Raw genomic sequence first — 22,073 nt, 5'->3', positions numbered from 1 at the left:
AGCTCACTCCTTACGAAAACGAGACGACTGATTGATAAATCGATCGGCAAACGCATTGACAGAAAATGCCAACAAAGCGATCGCGACCCCTGGAATCAATGCAGCAGGAACACCAAATATGATTCCGTCCTTATTTTCACGTACCAAGCTGCCCCAGTCTGCGTAAGGGGGCTGGACTCCAAGTCCTAGAAAGCTAAGCGCGCTGAGGAATAGAACAGCAAATGCAAATCGCAGCGCAAACTCCGATATCAAAGGCGCTATAGCATTAGGCAAAATTTCGTGGGTGACAATCCAGAACGTTCGCTCTCCACGAAGACGTGCCATCTCAACGTACTCCATCACAGCAATATCTGCGGATAGAGATTTGGCAAGTCTAAATACTCTGGTCGAATCGAGTATAGCCATGAGTATTATGAGTGTGAATAGGTTAATTGGAACGATAGCTAATATCACGAGAGCAAGGATCAGTGTCGGTACGGACATAACAAGATCATTAATGCGCGACAAAATCTGATCTAGAACGCCTTTGGAGACGCTCGCGATAAACCCAAATGTAATGCCGATAATGAACGCCAAGAGCGTTGCTGAACCTGCCACCAACAGCGTAATACGGCCGCCGAACATTAGGCGACTCAATATATCTCGCCCTAGGCTATCTGTCCCGAAAGGATGAAGAGCGGATAGGGGCTCCCACACATCACCCACACTGTCGTTTAATCCGTAGGGCGCTATCCATGGAGCCGACAAAGCAATAGCGATAAACAGTATTATTGTGAGGAACGCGATACGCGTAGCCCATGGCGATTGCCAAATAGGAAGAAGCCATTTCATCTTGAGTACCTAATGCGAGGGTTACCAATCATTGCTAAGGTATCTGCAATGATGTTCATCACAATATAAGTGGTGCCGAAAATTAAAGCGCAGGCCTGGACCACCGGCACGTCTCGTTTACTGACGCTATCGACCATCAACTGTCCGATTCCGGGGTACACGAAAACAACCTCGATAATCACTACGCCCACAACCAGATAGGCCATGTTTAGCACAATCACTGTAATAATCGGAGAAATTGCGTTAGCTAGAGCGTGGATCCCCACGACTCTGGATGAAGAGAGACCTTTTAAATATCCCATCTCGACATAAGGACTGCCGAGGACATTTAAGATGGCAACTCTTGTCATCCTTATCATGTGTGGAGATACGATTAGTACTAACGCAGCGCAGGGTAATGCTACTGCTGTGATCCTGCTCCAAAAATCCATACCCGTGTAGACAGAGGATAGGTTTGGAAGCCATCCAAGAGTCACGGAGAAGACGAAGATTAATGTATACCCCAGAAAAAAATCCGGGAGTGAGATTAGACTTAAAGTTAACCAGGAAATCCCACGATCAAGCCAACCCCCCTTATTGATAACCGACGTTACTCCCAATACAACAGAGATTGGTACGGATATCATCGCAGCTAGACCTGCGAGAAAGAACGTGTTTCCTAGTCGCTCTCCAATAAGATCAATAATTGGGGTTCCATTGGCCAGAGACTTCCCCAAATCGCCATGGAATAGATCCATCACCCATCCTGCAAACCGCTCGGTAGCAGGCCTGTCGAGGTTCAACTCTCGGTTCAGTGCCGCCACCGCCTCGGGTGAGGCTTGGTGACCTAAGATTGTGTGTGCCAAATCACCAGGCAGCAATTGTGTGCCAAAGAAGATCAGGACCGCAATCACCATTAAAGTCAGTAAGCCGAGGACTACCCTTTGGCCTACTAGTACAGACACTTTATTTTTCATCATAAGCCTCAGGAGGCCAGCCAGCAACGTTCGGCAAAGCGCGCGTTGGAAAGCTCGTTATTGATATCAGGAATGTATCCCTTGACTTTATTGCTAACGCCATCGAGGTACTGCGTGAACATTGGAATAATCGCTCCGCCATTATCACGGATCAATAGATTCGCTTGCTTATAAATTTCAGTCTTCTTTGATGGGTCCGGTTCTTTACGTGCGTCGGTCAACAGCTTGTCGAATTCGGGATTACTCCACGCTGTTTCATTCCACGCTGCCCCCGTTGCGTATGCCAATGCCAGCATCTGATCCTGAGTGGGCCGTCCGTCCCAGTAAGTAGCGCAGAAAGGCGCTTTGTTCCAAATGTTATCCCAGTAGCCGTCGCCTGGCTCACGCTTCACTTCAATCTGGATGCCCGCGCGCCGTGCTTGCTCTTGGAACAGAACAGAAGCGTCTACGGCTCCAGCGAAAGCAACGTCAGAAGTGTGTAAAACGATTGGACCAGAGTGCCCCGATTTTTTGTAGTACCGAGCGGCTTCTTCAGGGTCATAGGCGCGTTGTGGCAGCGGGGAGGAGAACGGATAAGTATCATTCACCGGTGTGTCATTACCTACTGATCCGTAGCCACGCACAATTTGTTTCACCATCTCTTCGCGATTTATGGCGAGTTTTAGTGCCATCCGCAGGTCCGGGTTATCAAATGGCGCCACATCACAGCGCATTGCGAATACATAGTGACCGCGCCCTTTTGTTGGTACCACTTTTACAGTAGGAGCGCGAGAAATCAAGCTGACGACTTTCGGTTCCACACGGTTAATTATGTGAACTTGGCCGTTTAGAAATGCTGAAACACGAGCACTGTTGTCATTTATTACCAATGTCTCAATTGAGGCAACATGACCAACATTGGGTTGCCAATAGTCTTTATATTTTTCTGCAATGTAACGAACTCCGTGCCTCATCTCACTTTGCACTAAGACGTACGGACCAGTACCGATGCCAGACTTGCCATTGTCACCGTCTGGCTGAACAACAATATGGTAGTCCGCGATCAGGAATGGGAACTCTGAGTTGGGCTCATTTAACAACACTGAAAACTCAAATTCATCGACAACCTTCACATCGTTGACAACTTTAAAAACTTCTGAGGCGCCCGATTTTGAGTTCGGTCCACGATGGCGATTTAGACTAAATACGGCATCCTTAGCTGTAAGCGGTTTGCCATTATGGAACGTAACTCCTTTACGTACCTTAAAATTCCAAGTCATGAAATCAGGTGAGCTACTCCAGCTTTCAGCCAACCTGGGCTCTAAATCCCGGCCGTTGTCTGCAATCATAACCAAACGCTCGGCAAACTGAGCGATTACGGCGTATATGACCTGGGCACTGGCCAGAGCTGGGTCGAGACTGTCGGTTGTAGCCCCTCCCGCCAACCCTAAAACAAGCCGGCCCCCTTTCACCGGGTTTTCCTGTGCCATCAATCCTCTAGGAAGCCCTAGAGCAGCTCCAGCAACGCCCGAGCTAATAAGGAACGTACGTCTATCCAACATTGCGCCTAAAATACGATCTTTCATTTTATTCTTCTCCGAGGACGGGTGAATATTTAGGGAACGTGGCAGTGTCAATCAGATAAGTATTGCTTTGATCATGTTTCGGACATAACTAGTTTTCCACAAATGATCGATTTCTTGTTTTGATTAATCTAAGTTTGACTTTTGCATTGCTTCCCCAAACCGATGCCGTTGGCATTAGTTCCGCTGCATTAGGTGTTTTCGTAACGATGCACAATGGTTTGTTACCATCGAACACGTATCCTAGCGCTATCGAGCTATCGCACCATTTTGGTGCAATTGCATGGCTCGGAACGCATGCTGCAACGCTTGGCGCGCAGCATCGGCGCCCGATCGATAGAAGATCGCACCGTAGCCATCGACCTACCGCCGGGAGCCAATTTAAAAATGACTTCAGCACAATATTTGGCCAGGAACAGTTACCCGAGCATGTATGGTGCGGCTTGCGTGTGTCTTTCGCTGATTTCATTGCACTCTCGACGACGGGTTCTGCGGCCCGATAGGTCGATTATTAGGTCCTAATCATTTGTGTACTCTACATTTTCGGAACGGGTTCATACATTTTCGGAACAAATATTGCTTCGCTCCCGGTCAGCCTTCACCAGTGTCAAATTAGGTAGCGGTCATGACTATTGAGATGCAGCAACCGGAGCCATACCTCATAACGGTTCTGATTTTGGAACAGTTTGCGATGATAACCTTCGCCTCAACGATTGAGCCTTTTCGAGAGGCTAATTGGGTCGTCGGACGAAAGGTTTATCAGATAAAGGTGGTCTCACATGATGGGAATCCCGTGAGAGCTAGCAATGGCATCTCTATCAACGTTGATGGATCCATGGACAGCGTTTCCGCCAGCTCTTTGGTCATCGTATGCAGCAGCTGGGATCCGCATCTCTACACCTCTCCCAAGATTTGCAGCTGGCTGAAAAAGATGGCTAGGCAAGGTGCGAAAGTCGGTGGTGTTGAAACAGGAGCATATGTGCTCGCCCGTGCCGGCTTGCTCGATGGATATAAAGCAACCATACACTGGGAAAATATGGAGGGGTTTGTGGAGACCTTTCCGTTGGTCAAGATATCTACCAGTATCTTCGTAGTGGATAGGGGGCGATTTTCCGCGTCCGGCGCTTCCGCGGCCTTAGACATGATGCTTCATTTAATTGCCCTTCATCAGGGTAGTTCTGTCTCCTCAGCAGTGGCGGATGGATTTGTCTACAGTAAGGTTAGGCAAGGTGAAAATCCTCAGCGGCTCGATTCCTCTGGGCGACTGAATGTGACGCATCCTAGGCTGATTCGAATTCTCAAATTTCTCGATCTCAACCTCGATAAGCATTTAGATGTGGCGGAAATGTCCAGATCAGAAGGGGTCACTGATCGCGAAGTTAGGCGATTATTCAGTATGTACTTGAACGTCACGCCGCAGGCGTATCACCGAGGCCTGCGCCTGCAGAGAGCGCGCCTGCTGTTACGTCAAACGAGCATCAGTGTTACAGAGGTCGCAATTTGCTGCGGATTCTCTTCTAGCTCCGACTTCTCGAGGGCTTTCAGGCGGGAGTTTGGTCAGCAGCCAGCGGCTGATCGCCGGGAAATATATTATCTTGAGCGGCCAGCAGAGCAAGCGTCGAAGAGTGAAGCACATCTCTGGAGTAATTAGAGTCTGTCAATTCGGTGGCCGAGTTCGCTCGGAGAATGGCCACCTCAAACTTGTCTGAATTTCTAGCCGATGTGCTTTGTCGTTACTCTCATTCTTTGGGCAGATGTTAAATCTCTAAATATATCAGGCTGAGAGAGTTGATTGCGAGTTTAAGACGCAATAAAAGTTGAAGACCACAAGAAAAATTTCGATTTGTTCTGGGTATTAACTCAATATTTACTTTCGTTCTAAGTATAAGGGTGGTTTGTTCATTCACACCCGACAGTCGGCTTCAAGTCCATAGCTCGCAGAATGGTGCAGGGATCCTCAAATCGGTGCCCACGATAATATTTGGTCCGAAAATGTATGGAAGTATTCCGGAAATGTAGGGTCGACATCTAAATGACACCTAATAATGGCCCTGCAAACCGTTAACGATTGTATAGAGCCAAAAGGACTCAACCAAACCTTAAGGGGCGCTTCTCAGCGGGGTGACAGCAATGGCGGGGCTTAGTGACACGTTGGACATTCCTGGCCTCCTTTGCCTGATTGGGGCAATCGTGGCTTCCAGCCAAGCTAACTAAGGAAGTTCTCGGTCGAGCCAGAGCTCTATTCATGTCGCCACCTTTTGGTCCGAACCTGCAGGAGTTGTTAACGTTTTCGCTAATACCAGTAGTTGATTAGTAGATCATCAAGCTGAAAATTCATCTCGCAGCCTCATACGGCTGTGGACGGTACCATTACGTTTGTTAGGAGCCAAATAATGAATCACGACGTCATCGTAACTTGCGCACTTACCGGTGCTGGCGATACGACAAAGAAAAGCCACTTGGTACCGATTACGCCGAAACAAATTGCGGCCGCCGCTGTAGAGGCTGCTAAGGCCGGTGCGACAGTGGTTCATTGCCATGTGCGTAATCCTGAGACTGGACGGTTTAGCCGCAACGTCGAGCTTTACCGAGAAGTTATGGACCGTATTCGCGAAGCAGACGTCGACATCATCGTCAACCTCACCGCTGGCATGGGCGGAGATTTGGAGATTGGAGCAGGCGAGCGCCCGATGGAGTTCGGCCCTAACACTGACCTTGTTGGCCCTCTCGCTCGTCTGGCGCACGTTGAAGCGTTGCTGCCGGAAATCTGCACTCTCGACTGCGGCAGCCTAAATTTCGGCGACGGCGATACTATTTATGTCTCAACGCCGGCTCAGTTAAGGGCCGGTGCCAAACGCATTCAAGAGCTGGGTGTAAAAGCTGAACTGGAAATTTTTGACACCGGCCACCTGTGGTTCGCAAAGCAGATGATCAAGGAAGGCTTGCTTGATAATCCTCTATTTCAACTTTGCCTGGGTATTCCTTGGGGCGCGCCAGCGGACACTACCACAATGAAAGCGATGGTCGATAACCTCCCTGCTGATGCTGTCTGGGCAGGCTTCGGCATCGGCCGGATGCAAATGCCAATGGCTGCCCAGGCCGCTCTGCTTGGTGGCAACGTGCGGGTTGGACTTGAAGACAATATTTGGCTTGATCGGGGGGTGCTGGCTTCCAACGGCGCATTGGTAGAGCGTGCTTCGGAAATTCTCAGCCGGATGGGGGCTCGTGTTCTTACCCCAGCTGAAGGGCGAGAGAAGATGGGTCTCAAAAAACGCACCTGACTGCGATGCCCTTCAACGCCTAGTTTTGGCTGACCTCGAACCGATTACTTGAGGCCTACTAGGCAAATCGTTTAAGCCATCGGCTTAACTCTCAAAGCACTCTTCAGTCTCATAATTATTCCAGGATTTTGCGATGACATTTATCACAGATATCAAAATTTTCGCTGCTCTGGGCAGTGGTGTTATTGGAAGCGGTTGGGTTTCACGGGCCTTGGCTCATGGTTTGGACGTCGTGGCTTGGGATCCTGCTCCAGGAGCCGAAGCGGCGTTGCGCAAGCGAGTCGCTAATGCTTGGGGGGCACTGGAGAAGCAAGGGTTGGCATCAGGTGCGTCTCAGGATCGCTTGCGATTCGTCGCGACGATTGAGGAGTGCGTTCGTGACGCCGACTTCGTTCAGGAGAGTGCTCCTGAACGGCTAGATCTGAAATTGGAGTTGCACAGTAAAATCAGCGCTGCGGCCAAGCCCAACGCGCTAATCGGCTCGAGTACCTCAGGGCTGTTGCCGAGTGAATTTTACGAGGGGGCAACTCACCCGGAGCGTTGCGTCGTTGGACACCCATTCAATCCGGTTTATCTCCTTCCACTGGTTGAAGTAGTTGGTGGCAAAAAAACTGCACCCGAAGCGGTACAGGCAGCGATGAAGGTGTACGAATCCCTCGGTATGCGACCTCTCCATGTTCGTAAGGAAGTGCCAGGCTTCATTGCAGACCGCTTGCTCGAAGCCCTGTGGCGTGAGGCCCTGCATTTGGTCAACGACGGCGTCGCTACGACAGGCGAGATTGATGACGCGATCCGTTTTGGTGCCGGCTTGCGTTGGTCCTTTATGGGTACCTTCTTGACCTACACGCTGGCGGGCGGCGATGCCGGTATGCGGCACTTCATGGCGCAGTTTGGCCCTGCATTACAGCTGCCGTGGACTTATTTGCCAGCCCCTGAATTGACAGAAAAATTGATCGACGATGTGGTAGATGGCACAAGCGAGCAATTGGGCAAGAATAGTATTCCGGCCCTTGAGCGATATCGGGATGACTGTCTTTTAGCCGTACTTGAGGCAGTCAAAACCACCAAAGAGATGCATGGAATGTCATTTCGGGAGTAAGGCGCAATCCGTTGGGGCCGGAATATCTGGCCCCAACGTTTGTCGCTATCAACGCAATCCATCTACTGTACATATACCGGATCACTCGCATGCCTGCCCTGATTACTTATCAGACCAAAATCAGCCCTGACTGGGTCGACTATAACGGTCATCTCCGTGATGCTTTCTACTTGCTGATATTTAGCTACGCCACCGATGCACTGATGAACCGCTTGGGCATGAATACTGACAACCGCGAAGCTAGCGGCAATTCTCTCTTTACACTGGAGTTGCATCTTAACTACCTGCATGAGGTGAAACTTGGTGCGGACGTTGAGGTTCATACACAGATCATCGCGCACGACTCCAAGCGTCTCCACATATATCACAGCCTGCACGAGGTCTGTGATCCCAGAGAGTTAGCAGGCAACGAACAAATGCTGCTCCACGTTGACCTCGCCGGGCCGCGCTCCGCTCCTTTCGGCGAGGTTATATTGGACAAATTACAAACCCTCATCGCTGGTCAGCTCGAGTTACCGACTCCTGAGTATATTGGCAGGGTGATCTCGTTACCCACAAAAAAATAGAAAGGTTTTGGCGATGGGCACTGCTGGTTATAAATGATGAATAAAGCCGTTCAGCCCGTTAGCAGACTGCTTCATGTTGATGGCTCAACGGCAGTAGCCCATTTCCTCGGCCAGCGGATTCGTGCTTTGCGAAAGCGCCGCCACATGACTCAGGCTGAGTTGGCGCTTACAAGCAAATTGCCGGCGAGCCACATCAGCCAGCTTGAGCGGGGCTTGGCATATCCATCAATCCCAACACTGTCGAATATCGCCCGCTGTTTGGGGGTCACAAATCAATGGTTTTTCGTCAGCACGCCTTGTGCCCTACCGGAGGACAACTGTTGCGTAGGTCGTGAGAGCCTTTACCCGAGCATCCGATATGAAGATGGGATCGTAGATGAGCTCCTCAGCTTCCGACCAAATCGCCAAATCGAAATGCAACGGCTGCGCTTCCCACCAAGTGTGTACAGAACACAAAGTGCCGGATTCGAGGGAGAGCAGGCCTGCCACCTGCTTTCTGGGCGCTTTGAGTTATGGGTGGGGGGGCGGTACTTCAAACTTGAACCTGGCGATAGCGTGAGCTTCACCGCTCAAGGATTCTATCGGTACGGCAACCCAGGCCAAGCGGAGGCGGTATTAATCTGGGTGTGCACATCAACAAGTCCCAGTGAGTAATTTCGATTTTTTTTACGAGCAGATGTCTTGCTCGATCGAGTTAAATCTGGCGATTAATAACCAATTAGAGTGCTGGCGAATAATACCTCGTAAGCAGAAAATATTCAGCTCTCGCTTGAGTTGCGTAGCGCTACTGGACTCGTCTTACTTAACTATAGAGTGAGATACCAGCAAAGAAAAAATCAAAGAGGCACGTCGAAAATAGCGCTGCATGGATAATCACCGGTTTGTAATGTATATCCTCACATTCGGCTTCATGATAGCGCATCATGAAAAGAAATTTGAAATTTAGACATAAAATATTGACTACTACCTCACTGATTGTGATAGCGGTATTTGCCCTGTTCACCGCCTACTCTGATTACTTATAACGCGGCCTGATCCGCGACGCACTGGAGAATAATCTTCAGGTACAGGTAAAAGTACAGCCAGCAATCTTCAGAATTGGTTGTCCGGGCGGATCTTGTTAATTAGGAATCTAGCAGAAAATATTAGTCTAGATCATCGCTCGGAAAAATAGAGTCACTGCTGAAGCAAAAAGCTTATTAGCCACATTCATGTCTGCTTACCTAGGTCAGCAAGACGAGGCATTCGCAACGCGGCCTCCGGACGACACTCCATCTGAGTACGACCCTCGCGTTCGCTCTTGGTATAAAGACGCTATTGCTGCCGGTAGAACTATTCCCCCCAGAGCCTTATCAAGACTCATCCACTGGTCAGCTAACCATTATATAGATAATGAGACCTTCCGCTGTTGGAAGCAACGTATCAAGCGTTGCTCCCAACTCCGGCGCGGTTCACGGACATTCCATGTCCCGAAGGGCTTTTCAGCGGTAGGAGGAATAGAGCTAAAGACAGCCCCCGCATGCCTTCGATATAGTTAGTTGAGTTTAGTCTTAACCGCCTCCAAACCATCTTTACCGTCAGCGGTAGTCACCCCTGCCAGCCATGATTCGTAGACAGTCGGATGGGCTTTAAGCCATGTCGTTGCAGCGTCATCTGGCTTCGTACGCTCAAGAATCGGTGCCATCACCTCGCTGACCTGGTCGCTAGTGAACTTTAAGTTGTGCAATAGTTTGCCAACGTTTGGACACTGATCAGAATATCCAATGGCAGTCATGGCCGAAACCGTCGACGCACCATCGTTAGGGCCGAAGGTATCCTGGCTGCCTGTGAGGTACTTCATTCCATCGATCTGTAGATTCATAGGATGGGGCTTCCATCCCACGAACACCACCCACTCCTTGCGGGAAACCGCACGTTTCACCGCAGCGAGCATTGCAGCCTCGCTCGACTCAACTAATTGGAAGCCTTTCAAGTCAAACATATCTTCTTTGATCATGGCGCCAGTAATACGGTTCGCGCCCGCTCCTGGTTCAATACCGTAAATCTTGTTATTAAGTTTTTCTTTGAATTTCGCGATGTCCGCGAACGATTTGAGGCCGCCGTCATAAACATAATCTGGTACCGCTAATGTTGCTTGTGCGTCAGGAAGAACCGGCGGCTCGAGCACTGCCAGCTGCTTTCTCTCCAAATATGGGTTTGCCACTGCTTGCATAGTGGGCTGCCAATAACCCATAAAAATATCTAGTTTTTTATCAGCCATACTTCCCAATACAATCTGCTGCGAGGCGCTTGTCAGCTTAACCTGATAACCCAGTGATTCGAGGAGCACTTGCGTTATAGCAGTGGTTGCAACGACATCGGTCCAGTTAACTGCGCCCAGCTTAACCGTTTTACAGGATGTTGATTCAGCGGAAAAAGCCACATTGCTTGCAAAGATCGTCGCAATACACAAAATCTTCGTCAGGTTTTTCATTGGAAACTCCAGAATTTGTTAATAGGCGAATCACCGCGGGGCACGATTCGCCAAATTATTGCTCAGCCGTAAAATCTAGTCTGGAAGGTATTGCTTGGACCAGCTTTCGGCGACGACCCCATTGTGGAGTAGCTCGTTAATCTGATCTTGCGAATAGCCGAGCTCTCGCAAGATGGTTCCAGTGCTCATACCGTACTTTTCCGCTGCTGGAAGTGATACCAGTCTAGCTCGGGCCGAGCGCACCGCAGTTGCCGCTACATGAACGATGTCTCGACCACTCGGATGATCACTGTCCTTGTGGAAGCACACGGTATTGAGAGCAGGAGAGTTCCCGATACTCGAATCCCTGATGTTGGCCATTGACTCCAGTGGCTGAACAGCAATATCCAACTCGCGGAGATGTTCTTTCCAGTACTCAACAGTTTGTGTGGAGAAAAGAATTTCCAACCACGGCTCTATTTTATCCTTATCAATTTTCGAAGCTGGAGCTAGCAGTTTTGATGAAGTAAGGCTTTGCGGGTCCAAGCCTAGCGCAGCGAGGAAAAACCATCCATCAGCGGCTTTGTAACACCGGTACCATGCTCCCTCACCTTTGACATCCCGACCGCGAGCTTCGTTGAAAGGTGGCCGCCCTTCATAATCATACATAAAGCGAGACTGTAACCATTGTCCAGCGGCCGCCAATGAGGTCCTAGCAATATCGCCTTTGCCGGTTTTTTCGCGTTGTAGCAGAGCCATAGCAGTAGCGAAAACACCGCAGAATCCTGCCAAGACATCAATAGTGCCGAAGTGGGCATGTTCTTCTACAGTGTCCATCGACCCGCCGAATCTCTCCATCACGCCAGTAGATGCCTGCACCAAGTCGTCATATCCTGGATAGTTACTGCGCGGCCCTCGTTTTGGCCCCCCAAAGGCATCTAAATGGCAGAGGATGACCCGTTCATTGACCTCTTCAAGTTCCTGTTTCGTGAGGCCTAAAGACTCAAGTTGCAGTCCAGTAGCATTGATCGTAATGACATCTACCGCACGAATTAGCTGCAGTAATATTTCCTTGCCTGCAGCCGTCTTAACGTCTACCAGTATGCTTTCCTTACCAAGGTTAGCGTAGAGCCCGCAAGCCACAGTATTCCACGGATCAAACGTAGGTCGAGCGGAATCCAGCTTTATAACCCTGGCACCGAACCGGGTCATGGTGCCTGCGATGGTAGGTCCCGCGATCACATTGGTCATGTCCAGAACTGTGATACCCGACAACCATGGCGCATTTGCAATTGGCGACTCCTCGGGTTGGCTGGATGAGGATAGGTCGTAGTGGGAGTCCAAGTTGCGATGCGACTGCTGCTTGCAGGTGTTAATCAAAAACTCGCCTCCTTCGCTCTCAAGCCATGCAACCGGGCAGGGTTGAAGCATGTCGCCCAATTCGGAATCGTCGACCGGCATCACTAATCCCGATAAATGTGCATGTTCTGAATGCAACCATTCTTTGGTGGTGCGGTGAGCGGCGGCTGGAGCGCCGGCTTCGCCAAATAATGTCTCCCATTCAAAGCTGTCCTTTGTCAGGAATCTCTCAGCCATTCTGCGAGAGAGATAACCCGCCCAAGGCTCCGCAATTGGATACGCCTTGAGCGTACAGTTCACGCCCTCTGGCCATTCGCTGGTTGAGAGGTACGGGTCTGCAACCGGAACGCCAGCAGCCTTCATTTCCTCCCAGAGCCCTAGCACCTGCAGTGCACGAATGGAGTGGGTAGCGTGTGCTTCGCTGACTACATAAAATGGCCGGCCATCCTTGCATTTGTAAGAGCGATAGAATGGATCAAGAAACTCTTGGAGATCTTCATATTTCAAGTTCATTGGAAGCTGGTTTGAACGTCTGCGCTCAATTTCCAATTCACGTAAGGATTTATAGCGTTCAGGAAGGTTCTCGATGCTTAGCGAGTTATAGACGAGACCCTCCATCAGCGCAGCGGCCAGAGGTACTTCGATGTGATCACCCAACCCGGTTTTCAAACGGGCCCTCAACGCCAAAGTCACTGAAAGTGCGCCGATGACCGATGCGTACGCAGATGCGAGTGAAAGTGGCGAATAGGATGCCTCTATTCCCATCAATACCCTGTTCAAGCCCATGTCGGTGAACTGCCCCATCGATGCTGCGACGATTCCTTCCCATGCGGGCAGCCCTGCGAATTCCTCATCCACTGCGGAAAAACCCGGAAGAGAGAGATAGATTAATCCGGGGTTGATAGCCAACATTGCATTTTGACCCAAGCCCAACCGTTCCATTACACCTGGGCGAAAGTTTTCGATCACAACGTCTGCGGTAGTTATCAGGTCAATAGCTGCCGAGATTCCTTCTGGAGACTTGAGATCTAGTGCGATCTTCCGCTTCCCCCTATTTAGCACGGCTTGGGCGCCATCCTTGCTGGTGTCAACCCCAGGCTGTGTGATTTTTATTACATCGGCGCCATGATCCGCCAACATCATCGCAGCACCAGGGCCAGCGATATAATGTCCAAAATCAATAACCGTTACGCCGGCCAAGCTTCCGGCAGTTGCATTTGAAGTCATATTTATACTATCCCCTCTGGTGTAGCTTTGGTTTTTTGAGGTTGCTTTTTGATAAAACGATCAAGAACATTTTTTGTAGTTCGTATCACAAAAGGGTCATTGTCGATTAGGCCAGATACCCATTCGCAACTAGCGGCATTGAGAACAGCACCGTTCCCACGTTCAAAATAAGCGATCATTCCTGCACCCCTGCGATAGTTATCGAGGGTTTTTTCATCTGTTTTGCGCTCGTGCAGATTTGCTACGAGTTCCAAATCGTGATGAGCGATAAACAACACAGAGCCGGGATTTTTGTGATCCGCCTCTTGTGTCGTAGCTAGGCCCATCGCCAGAATTTCCAAGTTGGAAGGAGCTCCGTCGGACCCTGTAGCATAGGGAAGTCCATGGCGAAAGGTGTAGTCGCAGCCGTCAACCTCGTATCCGAATATTTTCGACTGCGCCCCTAATAGGTCTCCGTAATACAAATCTGTTCCTTCGAATATCCAGTGTTCTGGACGGTAAACAGTGAAACCTCCGGGACCTCTTGGAACGCATGCACCCCAGCCAGCGTAAATCCCAGTCGTGCCCTTTAGGCCAAAAGTATATGTACCAGGCCGATCAATGCAGCAATCGTCCCAAGACGTGGTAAGCAAATGTTTGCGTTCGCTATCCCTTACGGGATCCATAAACTCCGCATTAGCCTTGAAACAAATTTGTTGTTTGCCTTCCGCTTCCACGCGTACTTGCCACATGAAATTCCCGGCAAATCTTGCTACGTGTCCTCCGCCGTTGACATAGTCATCGACGGTGTCTCTCATGTTCCATGACCAATACTCATCGTGTCCGACAAAAACCACGCATTTGTATTCTTTCAATACAGCTGAACCTGCTTCCAAATCATGTTGAGTGATTACGTCGACTGTATAGCCTTCACGTTCAGCCCATTGAACGAAGTGCCGCTCATAGCTCGCCCACCCAGCCGATGCATATTTTTTACTAAAACCGTTGGCATATGCCCATTCTGCGTGAATATATCTCGGCGCTGCTCCAAGTTTAGGCGGATCGCGAAGCGGAATCCGCGGTGCTCCTTCTGGCAGCCACGCGAAACCCCTGCTGAATGGACGTTGAGTACTGACGATTGGGCTTGGCTGATCCTCATTAGGCCCGCAGGTACCTTCGTAGTAATTAGATCCACCCCAGTCGTTGTACGCCACCCAAGTCGCAGTGCAAGCTACCAGCAACAATGCGTCAGGCGTCGATGGTGAATGGGCTTTAATTATGAATGGGAAATGATGTTCGATCCGAATTTCATCGTCTTCATATCCCTCAATACAAAGAATATAGCCGCCACTCCTAATGTTTGCGGGAATGCGGAAACTTTGGCTGACAGGCCAGTTACAACCATTTACCGAGCAATCATTTGGTGTTAGATGGTATACGCCTTTTACTCCGTTAACGCGATAAACTTCGTGTTGCTTCAGCCCGTCTCGGTAAATGCAGAGGTTATAACGATCCATCGTGGTGCATGTATGAATACTCACCATTTCGCCTGGGAAATATGAAAGGCTATCGGTATAACACCATGCTGCAGGGGCAGTTTCGTCTTCAGCTGGCGCTTCGTGAAAGTTTTCGAGGGTGGCGCTTGGCCAAGTGCTCCTCACCGTGCTCTTACGATGAGACGAGCGGGTGTTTTTTGCTGAAGCCATAGGTCAATCCTCCTGTCGGTGCTCGGCATGTATCGATTATTAGATGTGGCCTAAGACAGTGATCTACATTTCCGGACGTCCGCTATACATTCCCGGCACAAATGTGCGCAAAAAGCTACGTCCGAAAGCTCAGCTAGATCGATGGTATATTGATGCCTAGTCGCACCCGGCTTTCCAAATCTTAATCCGGTTCGATTTGAGTGATTAAGAAATGGCGAAACTTTCAGGCAACAACTATCCGTTTACGAATAGGTTCCTGATGGTGAATACATATGTTAGGAAGTAGGGTGTTGAAAATTTTGAAGGGGGCTTTTGGCGCGGTCTGGCAGAGGTTTTATTTTGCGTCTAATTCGAACGTTTTTGCCATTTTCTTCGGGTTCGACCGGTTCGTTATTTTTCGGTTGGTAGAGTAGGCGGAGCGGCTGGAATATGACACTGTAGCGCTGATAAAAGGGTGTATTTGTGCTATTGAACGGTGCGTTCAAGGTTTCCGCCTAATTATTAGCCTGGATATCTGTAGCTTGATAACTATGCTGAATGCCATATAGAGTCTCATGCACATGCATGTTCGTAGACTCGGAATATGAAAGGAGGTTGTCCGCGTAGCATCTGAATGAATATAAACGACAACGTTTACGCGCTTTCCCACCACATTCGAGTCCTTCACTCATCTTAACCGAACTGCTCTCAACGTGTAGAGAGCTAGCAGTATTGGCGCTTTCTAAGTCAGTGTGACTGATCGCTATTTTGATAATAATGGTGGAACTGTCAGTATCTTTGGTGGTGCCTCCCGTGAGGCTGTACTGTCGTCTAACGGACGGCTTGCCTCGGCAGACACACCAGCGGAAAACCAGCCGGTAGGTGGGTGGCGTGCTAGCAGCGTTTGTCAACTTGCGTAATCGTCTAGCTCATCGCTGGTTTGCACGTCAGTCTGATCTGGGTGGCGAGTATTTCGCTAACCACAGGCGTGATTCCCTCCGTCTTCAATTGCCTCCTCTATAGCTGCTTCCGAATTGGTGCTTAGCGTTGCTGGCGGCGTCCGGTTAACGCAGGATGGCACTGAGTCTTTCTCATCTGGGAACAGGCCATGCGTCATCGCAGACGATAATTGGTATTGGCAGCGGCGTGTAATAAGTACACAATCAAGTCCATCACGGAGATGCTGATTTTAGAAGGCTAAAGCTTTTCAATGAGTTAGAGGATGAGTTATGATCCCGTCCGCTGCGCCATATTCGGTCACCTGGAACGCTGAACGCCAGGTCACCACAGGAAGCCCGCTCATTGAGCGGGCTTTTCTTTGCCCGGAATATGGCAAAAAATCGCAAGCAGAACTTTTTTTAAATAAATTGCATTTAAATCAAGACATTACGATTTTTTGGTGTATGATGCGCCCACACCGAAACGAAGGGTGATTAGCTCAGCTGGGAGAGCGTCTGCCTTACAAGCAGAATGTCGGCGGTTCGATCCCGTCATCACCCACCATTCGCTTCATGTGTTACGCGCAGCGGTAGTTCAGTCGGTTAGAATACCGGCCTGTCACGCCGGGGGTCGCGGGTTCGAGTCCCGTCCGCTGCGCCATATTCGGTCACCTGGAACACTGAACGCCAGGTCACCCCAGGAAGCCCGCTCATTGAGCGGGCTTTTCTTTGCCCGGAATATGGCAAAAAATCGCAAGCAGAACTTTTTTTAAATAAATTGCATTTAAATCAAGACATTACGATTTTTTGGTGTATGATGCGCCCACACCGAAACGAAGGGTGATTAGCTCAGCTGGGAGAGCGTCTGCCTTACAAGCAGAATGTCGGCGGTTCGATCCCGTCATCACCCACCATTCGCTTCAAGTGTTACGCGCAGCGGTAGTTCAGTCGGTTAGAATACCGGCCTGTCACGCCGGGGGTCGCGGGTTCGAGTCCCGTCCGCTGCGCCATATTCGGTCACCTGGAACACTGAACGCCAGGTCACCCCAGGAAGCCCGCTCATTGAGCGGGCTTTTTTTCGTCCGCGATTTGACCTCCCTTGCCTTGACGTTGTGCACTGCCTATTCGCCCTGAACTGTGCTGGTGCGTCATGACGTGAGGGAATACCCCCATGCACATTGGTCGATTGCGTCCCTTGCGGCTTAAACGTTTATCTATAGCCACGCGAAGACTTCCAGGCGAGTCATCGGCAGCAGGAGGCTGCGGTGCCCGCTCTCCAACATAAAAATAGTCTGCAAGGGGAATGGCTCTAGATGAAATATCCACTGCGTCCGTTGGTGTTCTGGCCAACTTTCCTGATCCTGCTGGCGGCGGTGATCGCCAGCTACATTGACCTGAATGCGTTCCTGGCGATCAGCAAACAGCTCAACAACCTGATCCTCAAAAACTTTTCCTGGCTGTTCAGCGCCGGCTCCTTTGCCATGGTGGTGCTGACCGCCATCGTCTACTTCTCCGCGCTGGGCAAGGTGCGTATCGGCGGTGAAGATGCGCAGCCTTTGCTGAGCAAATGGCGCTGGTTCATGGTGGCGTTGTGCACCACGCTGGCGGTGGGTGTGCTGTTCTGGACCACCGCCGAACCGCTCTACCACTTGTACGGCCCACCCACCAGCCTGCCGATTGAGCCCGGCAGCGCGGCGGCGAAGAGCTTTGCCATGTCGACGATGTTCCTGCACTGGACCATTACGCCCTACGCGATCTACCTGGTGCCCTCGCTGGTGTTTGCCCTGGTGTTCTACAACCGCCGCAGCCGTTTCTCCATCGGCGCCATGCTTGAGCCGTTGCTCGGCGAAGTGCGTGTTCGGCGCTATGCCGGGCTGATCGACACCCTGGCGATGTTCGCCCTGGTCGCCGGTATGGCCTCGTCCCTGGGCACAGGCGCGCTGACCCTGGCCGGTGGCCTGGCCCAATACATCGGCGGTGAAACCACGCCGTTCCGCCTGGCCATCATCATTGCAATCATCGTCATCACCTTTGTCGCCTCGGCCGCCAGTGGCTTGCAAAAAGGCATTGTGATGCTGTCTTCGTTCAATACCTGGATCATGCTGGCCCTGGGACTGTTCGTGCTGTTGTGCGGGCCGACCTTGTACATGTTCAGCCTCGGCGTCGAATCCCTCGGCGTCTACCTCGACACCTTCTTCAGCCGCAGCCTGTTCACCGGTGCTGCCAGTGGCGACACCTGGCCGCACAGTTGGACGGTGTTCTACTGGTCGGTGTGGTTTGCCTGGGCGCCGGTGAGCGCGCTGTTCCTCGGCAAGATCGGCCGTGGCTATACCGTGCGTGAATTCATCCATATCAACATGCTCTACCCGGCGTTGTTCACGGCGGTGTGGATCTGCATCTTCTCCGGCACCAGCCTGTATTTCGATGCGCTGGGCGACGGCAGCCTCAACCGTGTGCTCAACGAACAGGGCGTGGAACACGTGCTGTACCAGATGTTCCAGCAATTGCCGGCCAGTGGCCTGATGATCGCGTTCCTGCTGTTCGTGGCGTTCATCTCCTTTGTGACCGCGGCAGACTCCAGCACCGACGTGATTGCCAACCTGTGCAGCAAGGGCGTGACTGCCGATTCCGACCTCGACGGCAACCCGCTGTTGAAGATTGTCTGGGGCCTGATCATCGGGACGGTGTCGTGGGTGATGGTCGCGTTTGTCGGGGTGGACGGGGTGAAGATGCTCTCTAACCTCGGCGGTTTGCCGGGCATGATCCTGGTGTTGCTGGCCAGTACCTCGCTGATCTTCTGGTTGAAAAACCCCGCCTTGCTGGACGTGAAACGCCTTCAGCGGACACCTGAAACGGAACTGCGTGGCGCCGGCCCTGTGCCCGATTTCGCCCGCTGATCGATTGAACTGCTGTTGGAGTTACTGATGGAAATCGTTACTGAATTTGCTTACACCGTGCGAGAAATCGAGCACTGCCTGATCCCCTTGAGGGACGGCACCCAACTGGCCGCACGCATCTGGCTGCCAGAAGTCGCCGACCCGCAGACCTTCCCGGCGATCCTGGAATACCTGCCATATCGCAAGCGCGATGGCACCGCCGTGCGTGATGCGTTGACCCACCCGTGGATGGCGGGGCAGGGCTATGTGTGTGTACGCGTCGATATGCGCGGCAATGGTGAGTCCCAGGGCCTGATGGCCGATGAATATCTGTTGCAGGAACAGGAAGACGCCCTTGAAGTGATCGATTGGCTGTGCCGGCAGCCTTGGTGCGATGGCAACGTCGGCATGATGGGCATCTCCTGGGGCGGCTTCAACGGCCTGCAAGTCGCGGCACGCCAACCCGAGGCGCTGAAGGCGATCATCACGCTGTGTTCCACCGATGACCGCTTTGCCGACGACATCCACTACAAGGGCGGCAACCTGCTGATGGAGAACTTCGGTTGGGCCGCCACCATGCTCAACTTCAGCGCGGCGGTGCCCGATCCGCTGTTGGTCGAGGACTGGAAAAGCCTCTGGCACCAACGCCTGGACGCCATGCCGTTGCTCGCCGAAACCTGGCTGCAGCACCAGACCCGCGATGACTACTGGCGCCATGGCTCGGTGTGCGAGGGCTATGCGCAAATCAAGGCTGCGGTGTATGCGGTGGGCGGCTGGGGCGATGCCTACCGCAATACCGTGTCGCGCCTGATGGAAAACCTGCCGGGGCCGAAGAAGGCCATGCTCGGCCCGTGGATTCATAAATACCCGCATTTCGCGGTGCCCAATCCGGCCATCGGCTTTCTGCAGGAGGCCAAGCGTTGGTGGGATCACTGGCTCAAAGGTGTGGATAACGGCGTGATGGATGACGCGGCGTGCACCTTTTACCTACAGGATATTCTGCCGCCGAAGGGCAGTTATGCCGAACGGCCGGGCGTCTGGGTACAGACCGCCGGCTGGCCGGACCCTCAGGTGCAATGGGCCGATTTCAGCCTGGGCGAACATGGCCTGAATCCTGGAGCACAGCCTTTGGTCACGACGCGCAGCATTTGCTCGCCGCTGACCACGGGCCTGCACCAGGGCGAATACTGCGCCATCTGGTTTGGCCCGGACGGCCCGACGGATCAGCGCCGTGATGACGCCCACTCGCTGTGCTTCGATTCCCAACCGCTGACCGAGCCATTGGCGTTGCTGGGCGATGCTCGCCTCAAGCTGCGCCTGGCGAGTGACACGGCCTGCGGCCAATTGGTCGCCCGGCTGAATGCCGTGGCACCGGACGGGCAGGTGACGCAGATCAGTTATGGCGTGCTTAATCTCACGCTGCGTGAAGACTTCTCCCGCGTAACACCTGTAGTCCCGGGTGAACCGATGGATGTGCATCTAAACCTCGATCACATCGGCATGCGCCTGCCGGCCGGTTACCGTCTGCGCCTGGCCCTGAGCACTGCGAGCTTCCCCTTGCTGTGGCCGAGTCGCGAGCTCACGACGTTGACCTTGCTGCCGGCCCTGCAAAGCCTGCAACTGCCGGTGTTCACCGGTGCGGCGGTGGACTGCCCGTTCGAGGCGCCGCAATCGGCGACGCCGGTGGCGATGGAAGTCCTACGCGCCGCTGCGCCGAAACGCACCCTGATCGAAGATGTGGGCAGTGGCGAAGTCTGCGTGAAGATCGAAGACGACCTGGGCGCGGTACGGTTTACCGATCACGGCTTGTCGGTGGACCAGCGTTGCACCGAGCAATATCGCACCTTGCCTTGGGACCCGCTGTCGACGCGGGCGGATATCGAATGGCACTACCGCGTCGGCCGTGACCAGTGGGCCGTGGAGGTGGAAAGCCATTTGAGCGTGCACGCCGATGCCGAGTGGTTCTACATCGAAGCGGAGCAGACCGCCTGGGAACAGGGCCAGTTGGAACACCGTCGGCAATGGAGCAAACGCGTGGCGAGGGTCGCGCTGTAAGCGGGCAACTGGCAGGATGCTTGCCATCGTGATCGCTGCGGGCCTGGGGCAACTCGGGCTCGCCATTGCCAATGGAACTGTTCATGTCGCGCCGAAACGTCGATCTTCCACCGCTCAACTGCTTGCAGACGTTCGAAGCGGCTGCCCGCCATTTGAGCTTTACCCAGGCCGCCCATGAACTGAACCTGACCCAGAGCGCGGTCAGCCGTCAGGTCAAGCGCCTTGAAGAGGACCTGGCCCGCCCGCTGTTTTATCGACTGGCCCAGGGCCTGAGCCTGACGCCCGCCGGTGTGCGTTACTTCCGTACCATCCAGCGTCTGTTGCGCGAGCTCGATCGCGAGTCCGCCGAGTTGCGTCGGCGTGGCGCCGACCGCCAGTTGACCCTGGCCAGCACCCCCACCATCAGTACGATCTGGCTCGCCGGCCTGTTACCGCAATTCCAGCGCGAACACCCGGACCTGGACATTCGCATCCTGTGCAGCGAAAGCCCCAGCCATCTGGACGTCAGTGAATATGACCTGGGCCTGTTCTATCACTTGGATGAACTGGCCGCGCCCCATGGCCTCGAGCTATCGCCGGTGTTCGACAGCGAGCAGGTCATCACCGTGTGCAGCCCGGTCTACCTCGAACACCACGGCCCGATTCGCGATATACACCATTTGCTGCATGCCCACACCTTGCTGATCGTGGAGGACCACTACCACGATTGGCTGACCTGGGCCGATTGGTTCACCGATGCCGGTGCCGACTATTACACCCCGCGCCACGCGTTGCGGACCAACAGCTATCAACTGCTGATGCAGTCGGCGGTGATGGGCCACGGCGTCGCACTGGGCTGGAAGAGTCTGCTGGAAGACGATCTGGCGTCCGGGCGCCTGCAAATGGCCTTGCCTCATACCATGCACAGCCGGGGCCGCCTGCATCTGATGCAACCCCACCACCGCAACCCGCCGTCGGCTGCGCGCAGTTTTCGTCAATGGTTACTGGCCAAGGCTGCCGAGGTCGAGTGATTTGGCTGAAGGTCAACGTTGGCCGGTTTTTTTCTTGCGGGTCTGACGCGTCGCCAAGTGCTCGAAACAAAAAGACGCGGTGCCGAACACTGCAATCAGGGTGAGTACGAGCATGCCGAGGGTTGAGCTTTCCACGGTGGTTTCCTACAGGTGATGGAGTAGGTCTTCACGGTAGAGGCGGGGCGAAAGCGGCTCAA

At 52.6% G+C, this 22,073-nt stretch carries 16 protein-coding genes and 4 tRNA genes; 13 read left to right on the top strand and 7 right to left on the bottom strand.

Annotated elements, in window-relative coordinates; translation table 11 throughout:
* Positions 1 to 3: 3 nt before the first annotated feature.
* From BMX59_RS14805 to BMX59_RS14795, 3 genes are read right to left on the bottom strand one after another with little or no spacing between them, the layout of a single operon-like run.
* Positions 4 to 831, bottom strand: coding sequence for an ABC transporter permease (locus BMX59_RS14805; protein ID WP_093122686.1), 828 nt, complete (start codon positions 829 to 831; stop codon positions 4 to 6).
* Positions 828 to 1,787, bottom strand: a complete 960-nt coding sequence (locus BMX59_RS14800) for an ABC transporter permease (RefSeq protein WP_093123363.1) — start codon at positions 1,785 to 1,787, stop codon at positions 828 to 830. The genes BMX59_RS14805 and BMX59_RS14800 overlap by 4 nt, the downstream gene beginning before the upstream one ends.
* An 8-nt stretch (positions 1,788 to 1,795) precedes the next feature.
* Positions 1,796 to 3,352 (bottom strand): ABC transporter substrate-binding protein, encoded by a 1,557-nt coding sequence (locus tag BMX59_RS14795; RefSeq protein WP_093122683.1) that lies wholly within the window; start codon positions 3,350 to 3,352, stop codon positions 1,796 to 1,798.
* Positions 3,353 to 3,974: 622 nt separating this feature from the next.
* On the opposite strand from BMX59_RS14795, the gene BMX59_RS14790 reads away from it, so the two are divergent.
* The 5 genes from BMX59_RS14790 (at position 3,975) to BMX59_RS14770 (ending at position 8,949) form a co-directional block, all read left to right on the top strand.
* Positions 3,975 to 5,000: a GlxA family transcriptional regulator gene (locus tag BMX59_RS14790; protein ID WP_093122680.1), complete on the top strand. Its 1,026-nt coding sequence runs from the start codon at positions 3,975 to 3,977 to the stop codon at positions 4,998 to 5,000.
* A 742-nt stretch (positions 5,001 to 5,742) separates the two neighbouring features.
* Complete coding sequence (locus BMX59_RS14785) at positions 5,743 to 6,630, top strand: 3-dehydrocarnitine:acetyl-CoA trimethylamine transferase CdhC (protein WP_093122677.1); 888 nt, start codon at positions 5,743 to 5,745, stop codon at positions 6,628 to 6,630.
* 133 nt (positions 6,631 to 6,763) lie between these two features.
* Positions 6,764 to 7,729 carry an L-carnitine dehydrogenase gene (locus BMX59_RS14780; protein WP_093122674.1) on the top strand — a complete coding sequence of 322 codons (966 nt, stop codon included), beginning with the start codon at positions 6,764 to 6,766 and terminating at the stop codon, positions 7,727 to 7,729.
* A gap of 89 nt (positions 7,730 to 7,818) precedes the next feature.
* On the top strand, positions 7,819 to 8,295 hold the full coding sequence (locus BMX59_RS14775) for a thioesterase family protein (RefSeq protein WP_093123360.1): 477 nt from the start codon (positions 7,819 to 7,821) through the stop codon (positions 8,293 to 8,295).
* A gap of 36 nt (positions 8,296 to 8,331) precedes the next feature.
* Positions 8,332 to 8,949, top strand: a complete 618-nt coding sequence (locus BMX59_RS14770; RefSeq protein WP_093123357.1) for a helix-turn-helix domain-containing protein — start codon at positions 8,332 to 8,334, stop codon at positions 8,947 to 8,949.
* Positions 8,950 to 9,829: 880 nt separating this feature from the next.
* Here BMX59_RS14770 and choX read toward each other — a convergent pair.
* The 3 genes from choX to BMX59_RS14755 form a co-directional block, all read right to left on the bottom strand.
* Complete coding sequence (gene choX, locus BMX59_RS14765; RefSeq protein ID WP_093122671.1) at positions 9,830 to 10,768, bottom strand: choline ABC transporter substrate-binding protein; 939 nt, start codon at positions 10,766 to 10,768, stop codon at positions 9,830 to 9,832.
* Positions 10,769 to 10,843: 75 nt separating this feature from the next.
* Positions 10,844 to 13,333 (bottom strand): CoA transferase, encoded by a 2,490-nt coding sequence (locus BMX59_RS14760; RefSeq protein WP_093122668.1) that lies wholly within the window; start codon positions 13,331 to 13,333, stop codon positions 10,844 to 10,846.
* A 2-nt stretch (positions 13,334 to 13,335) separates the two neighbouring features.
* On the bottom strand, positions 13,336 to 15,018 hold the full coding sequence (locus BMX59_RS14755; protein ID WP_175486679.1) for a N,N-dimethylformamidase beta subunit family domain-containing protein: 1,683 nt from the start codon (positions 15,016 to 15,018) through the stop codon (positions 13,336 to 13,338).
* Between the two features lie 1,208 nt (positions 15,019 to 16,226).
* On the opposite strand from BMX59_RS14755, the gene BMX59_RS30150 reads away from it, so the two are divergent.
* The 8 genes from BMX59_RS30150 to BMX59_RS14720 all read left to right on the top strand — a co-directional run bounded on the left by BMX59_RS30150 (position 16,227) and on the right by BMX59_RS14720 (position 21,876).
* Entirely contained in the window at positions 16,227 to 16,430 is a 204-nt protein-coding gene (locus BMX59_RS30150) for a hypothetical protein (protein ID WP_139212881.1), read from the top strand.
* Positions 16,425 to 16,500: transfer RNA gene (locus BMX59_RS14750), tRNA-Val, on the top strand. The genes BMX59_RS30150 and BMX59_RS14750 overlap by 6 nt, the downstream gene beginning before the upstream one ends.
* Before the next feature lie 19 nt (positions 16,501 to 16,519).
* Positions 16,520 to 16,596: transfer RNA gene (locus BMX59_RS14745), tRNA-Asp, on the top strand.
* A gap of 177 nt (positions 16,597 to 16,773) precedes the next feature.
* Positions 16,774 to 16,849: transfer RNA gene (locus BMX59_RS14740), tRNA-Val, on the top strand.
* 19 nt (positions 16,850 to 16,868) lie between these two features.
* Positions 16,869 to 16,945 (top strand) — tRNA-Asp (locus BMX59_RS14735).
* A gap of 303 nt (positions 16,946 to 17,248) precedes the next feature.
* A complete protein-coding gene (locus BMX59_RS14730; protein WP_092247981.1) occupies positions 17,249 to 18,832 on the top strand; it encodes a BCCT family transporter in 1,584 nt (527 codons plus the stop codon).
* 27 nt (positions 18,833 to 18,859) lie between these two features.
* Entirely contained in the window at positions 18,860 to 20,866 is a 2,007-nt protein-coding gene (locus BMX59_RS14725) for a CocE/NonD family hydrolase (protein ID WP_093122664.1), read from the top strand.
* An 83-nt stretch (positions 20,867 to 20,949) separates the two neighbouring features.
* Positions 20,950 to 21,876, top strand: coding sequence for a LysR substrate-binding domain-containing protein (locus BMX59_RS14720; protein ID WP_058427309.1), 927 nt, complete (start codon positions 20,950 to 20,952; stop codon positions 21,874 to 21,876).
* 12 nt (positions 21,877 to 21,888) lie between these two features.
* On the opposite strand, the gene BMX59_RS30760 is transcribed toward BMX59_RS14720, so the two are convergent.
* Entirely contained in the window at positions 21,889 to 22,011 is a 123-nt protein-coding gene (locus BMX59_RS30760; RefSeq protein WP_256572963.1) for a hypothetical protein, read from the bottom strand.
* Between the last annotated feature and the right edge of the window lie 62 nt (positions 22,012 to 22,073).

Origin of the sequence: Pseudomonas sp. NFR09, from assembly GCF_900111535.1 — a bacterium.
Taxonomy (GTDB): Bacteria; Pseudomonadota; Gammaproteobacteria; order Pseudomonadales; family Pseudomonadaceae; genus Aquipseudomonas; species Aquipseudomonas extremorientalis.
This window is presented reverse-complemented; position numbering and strand designations above follow the sequence as displayed.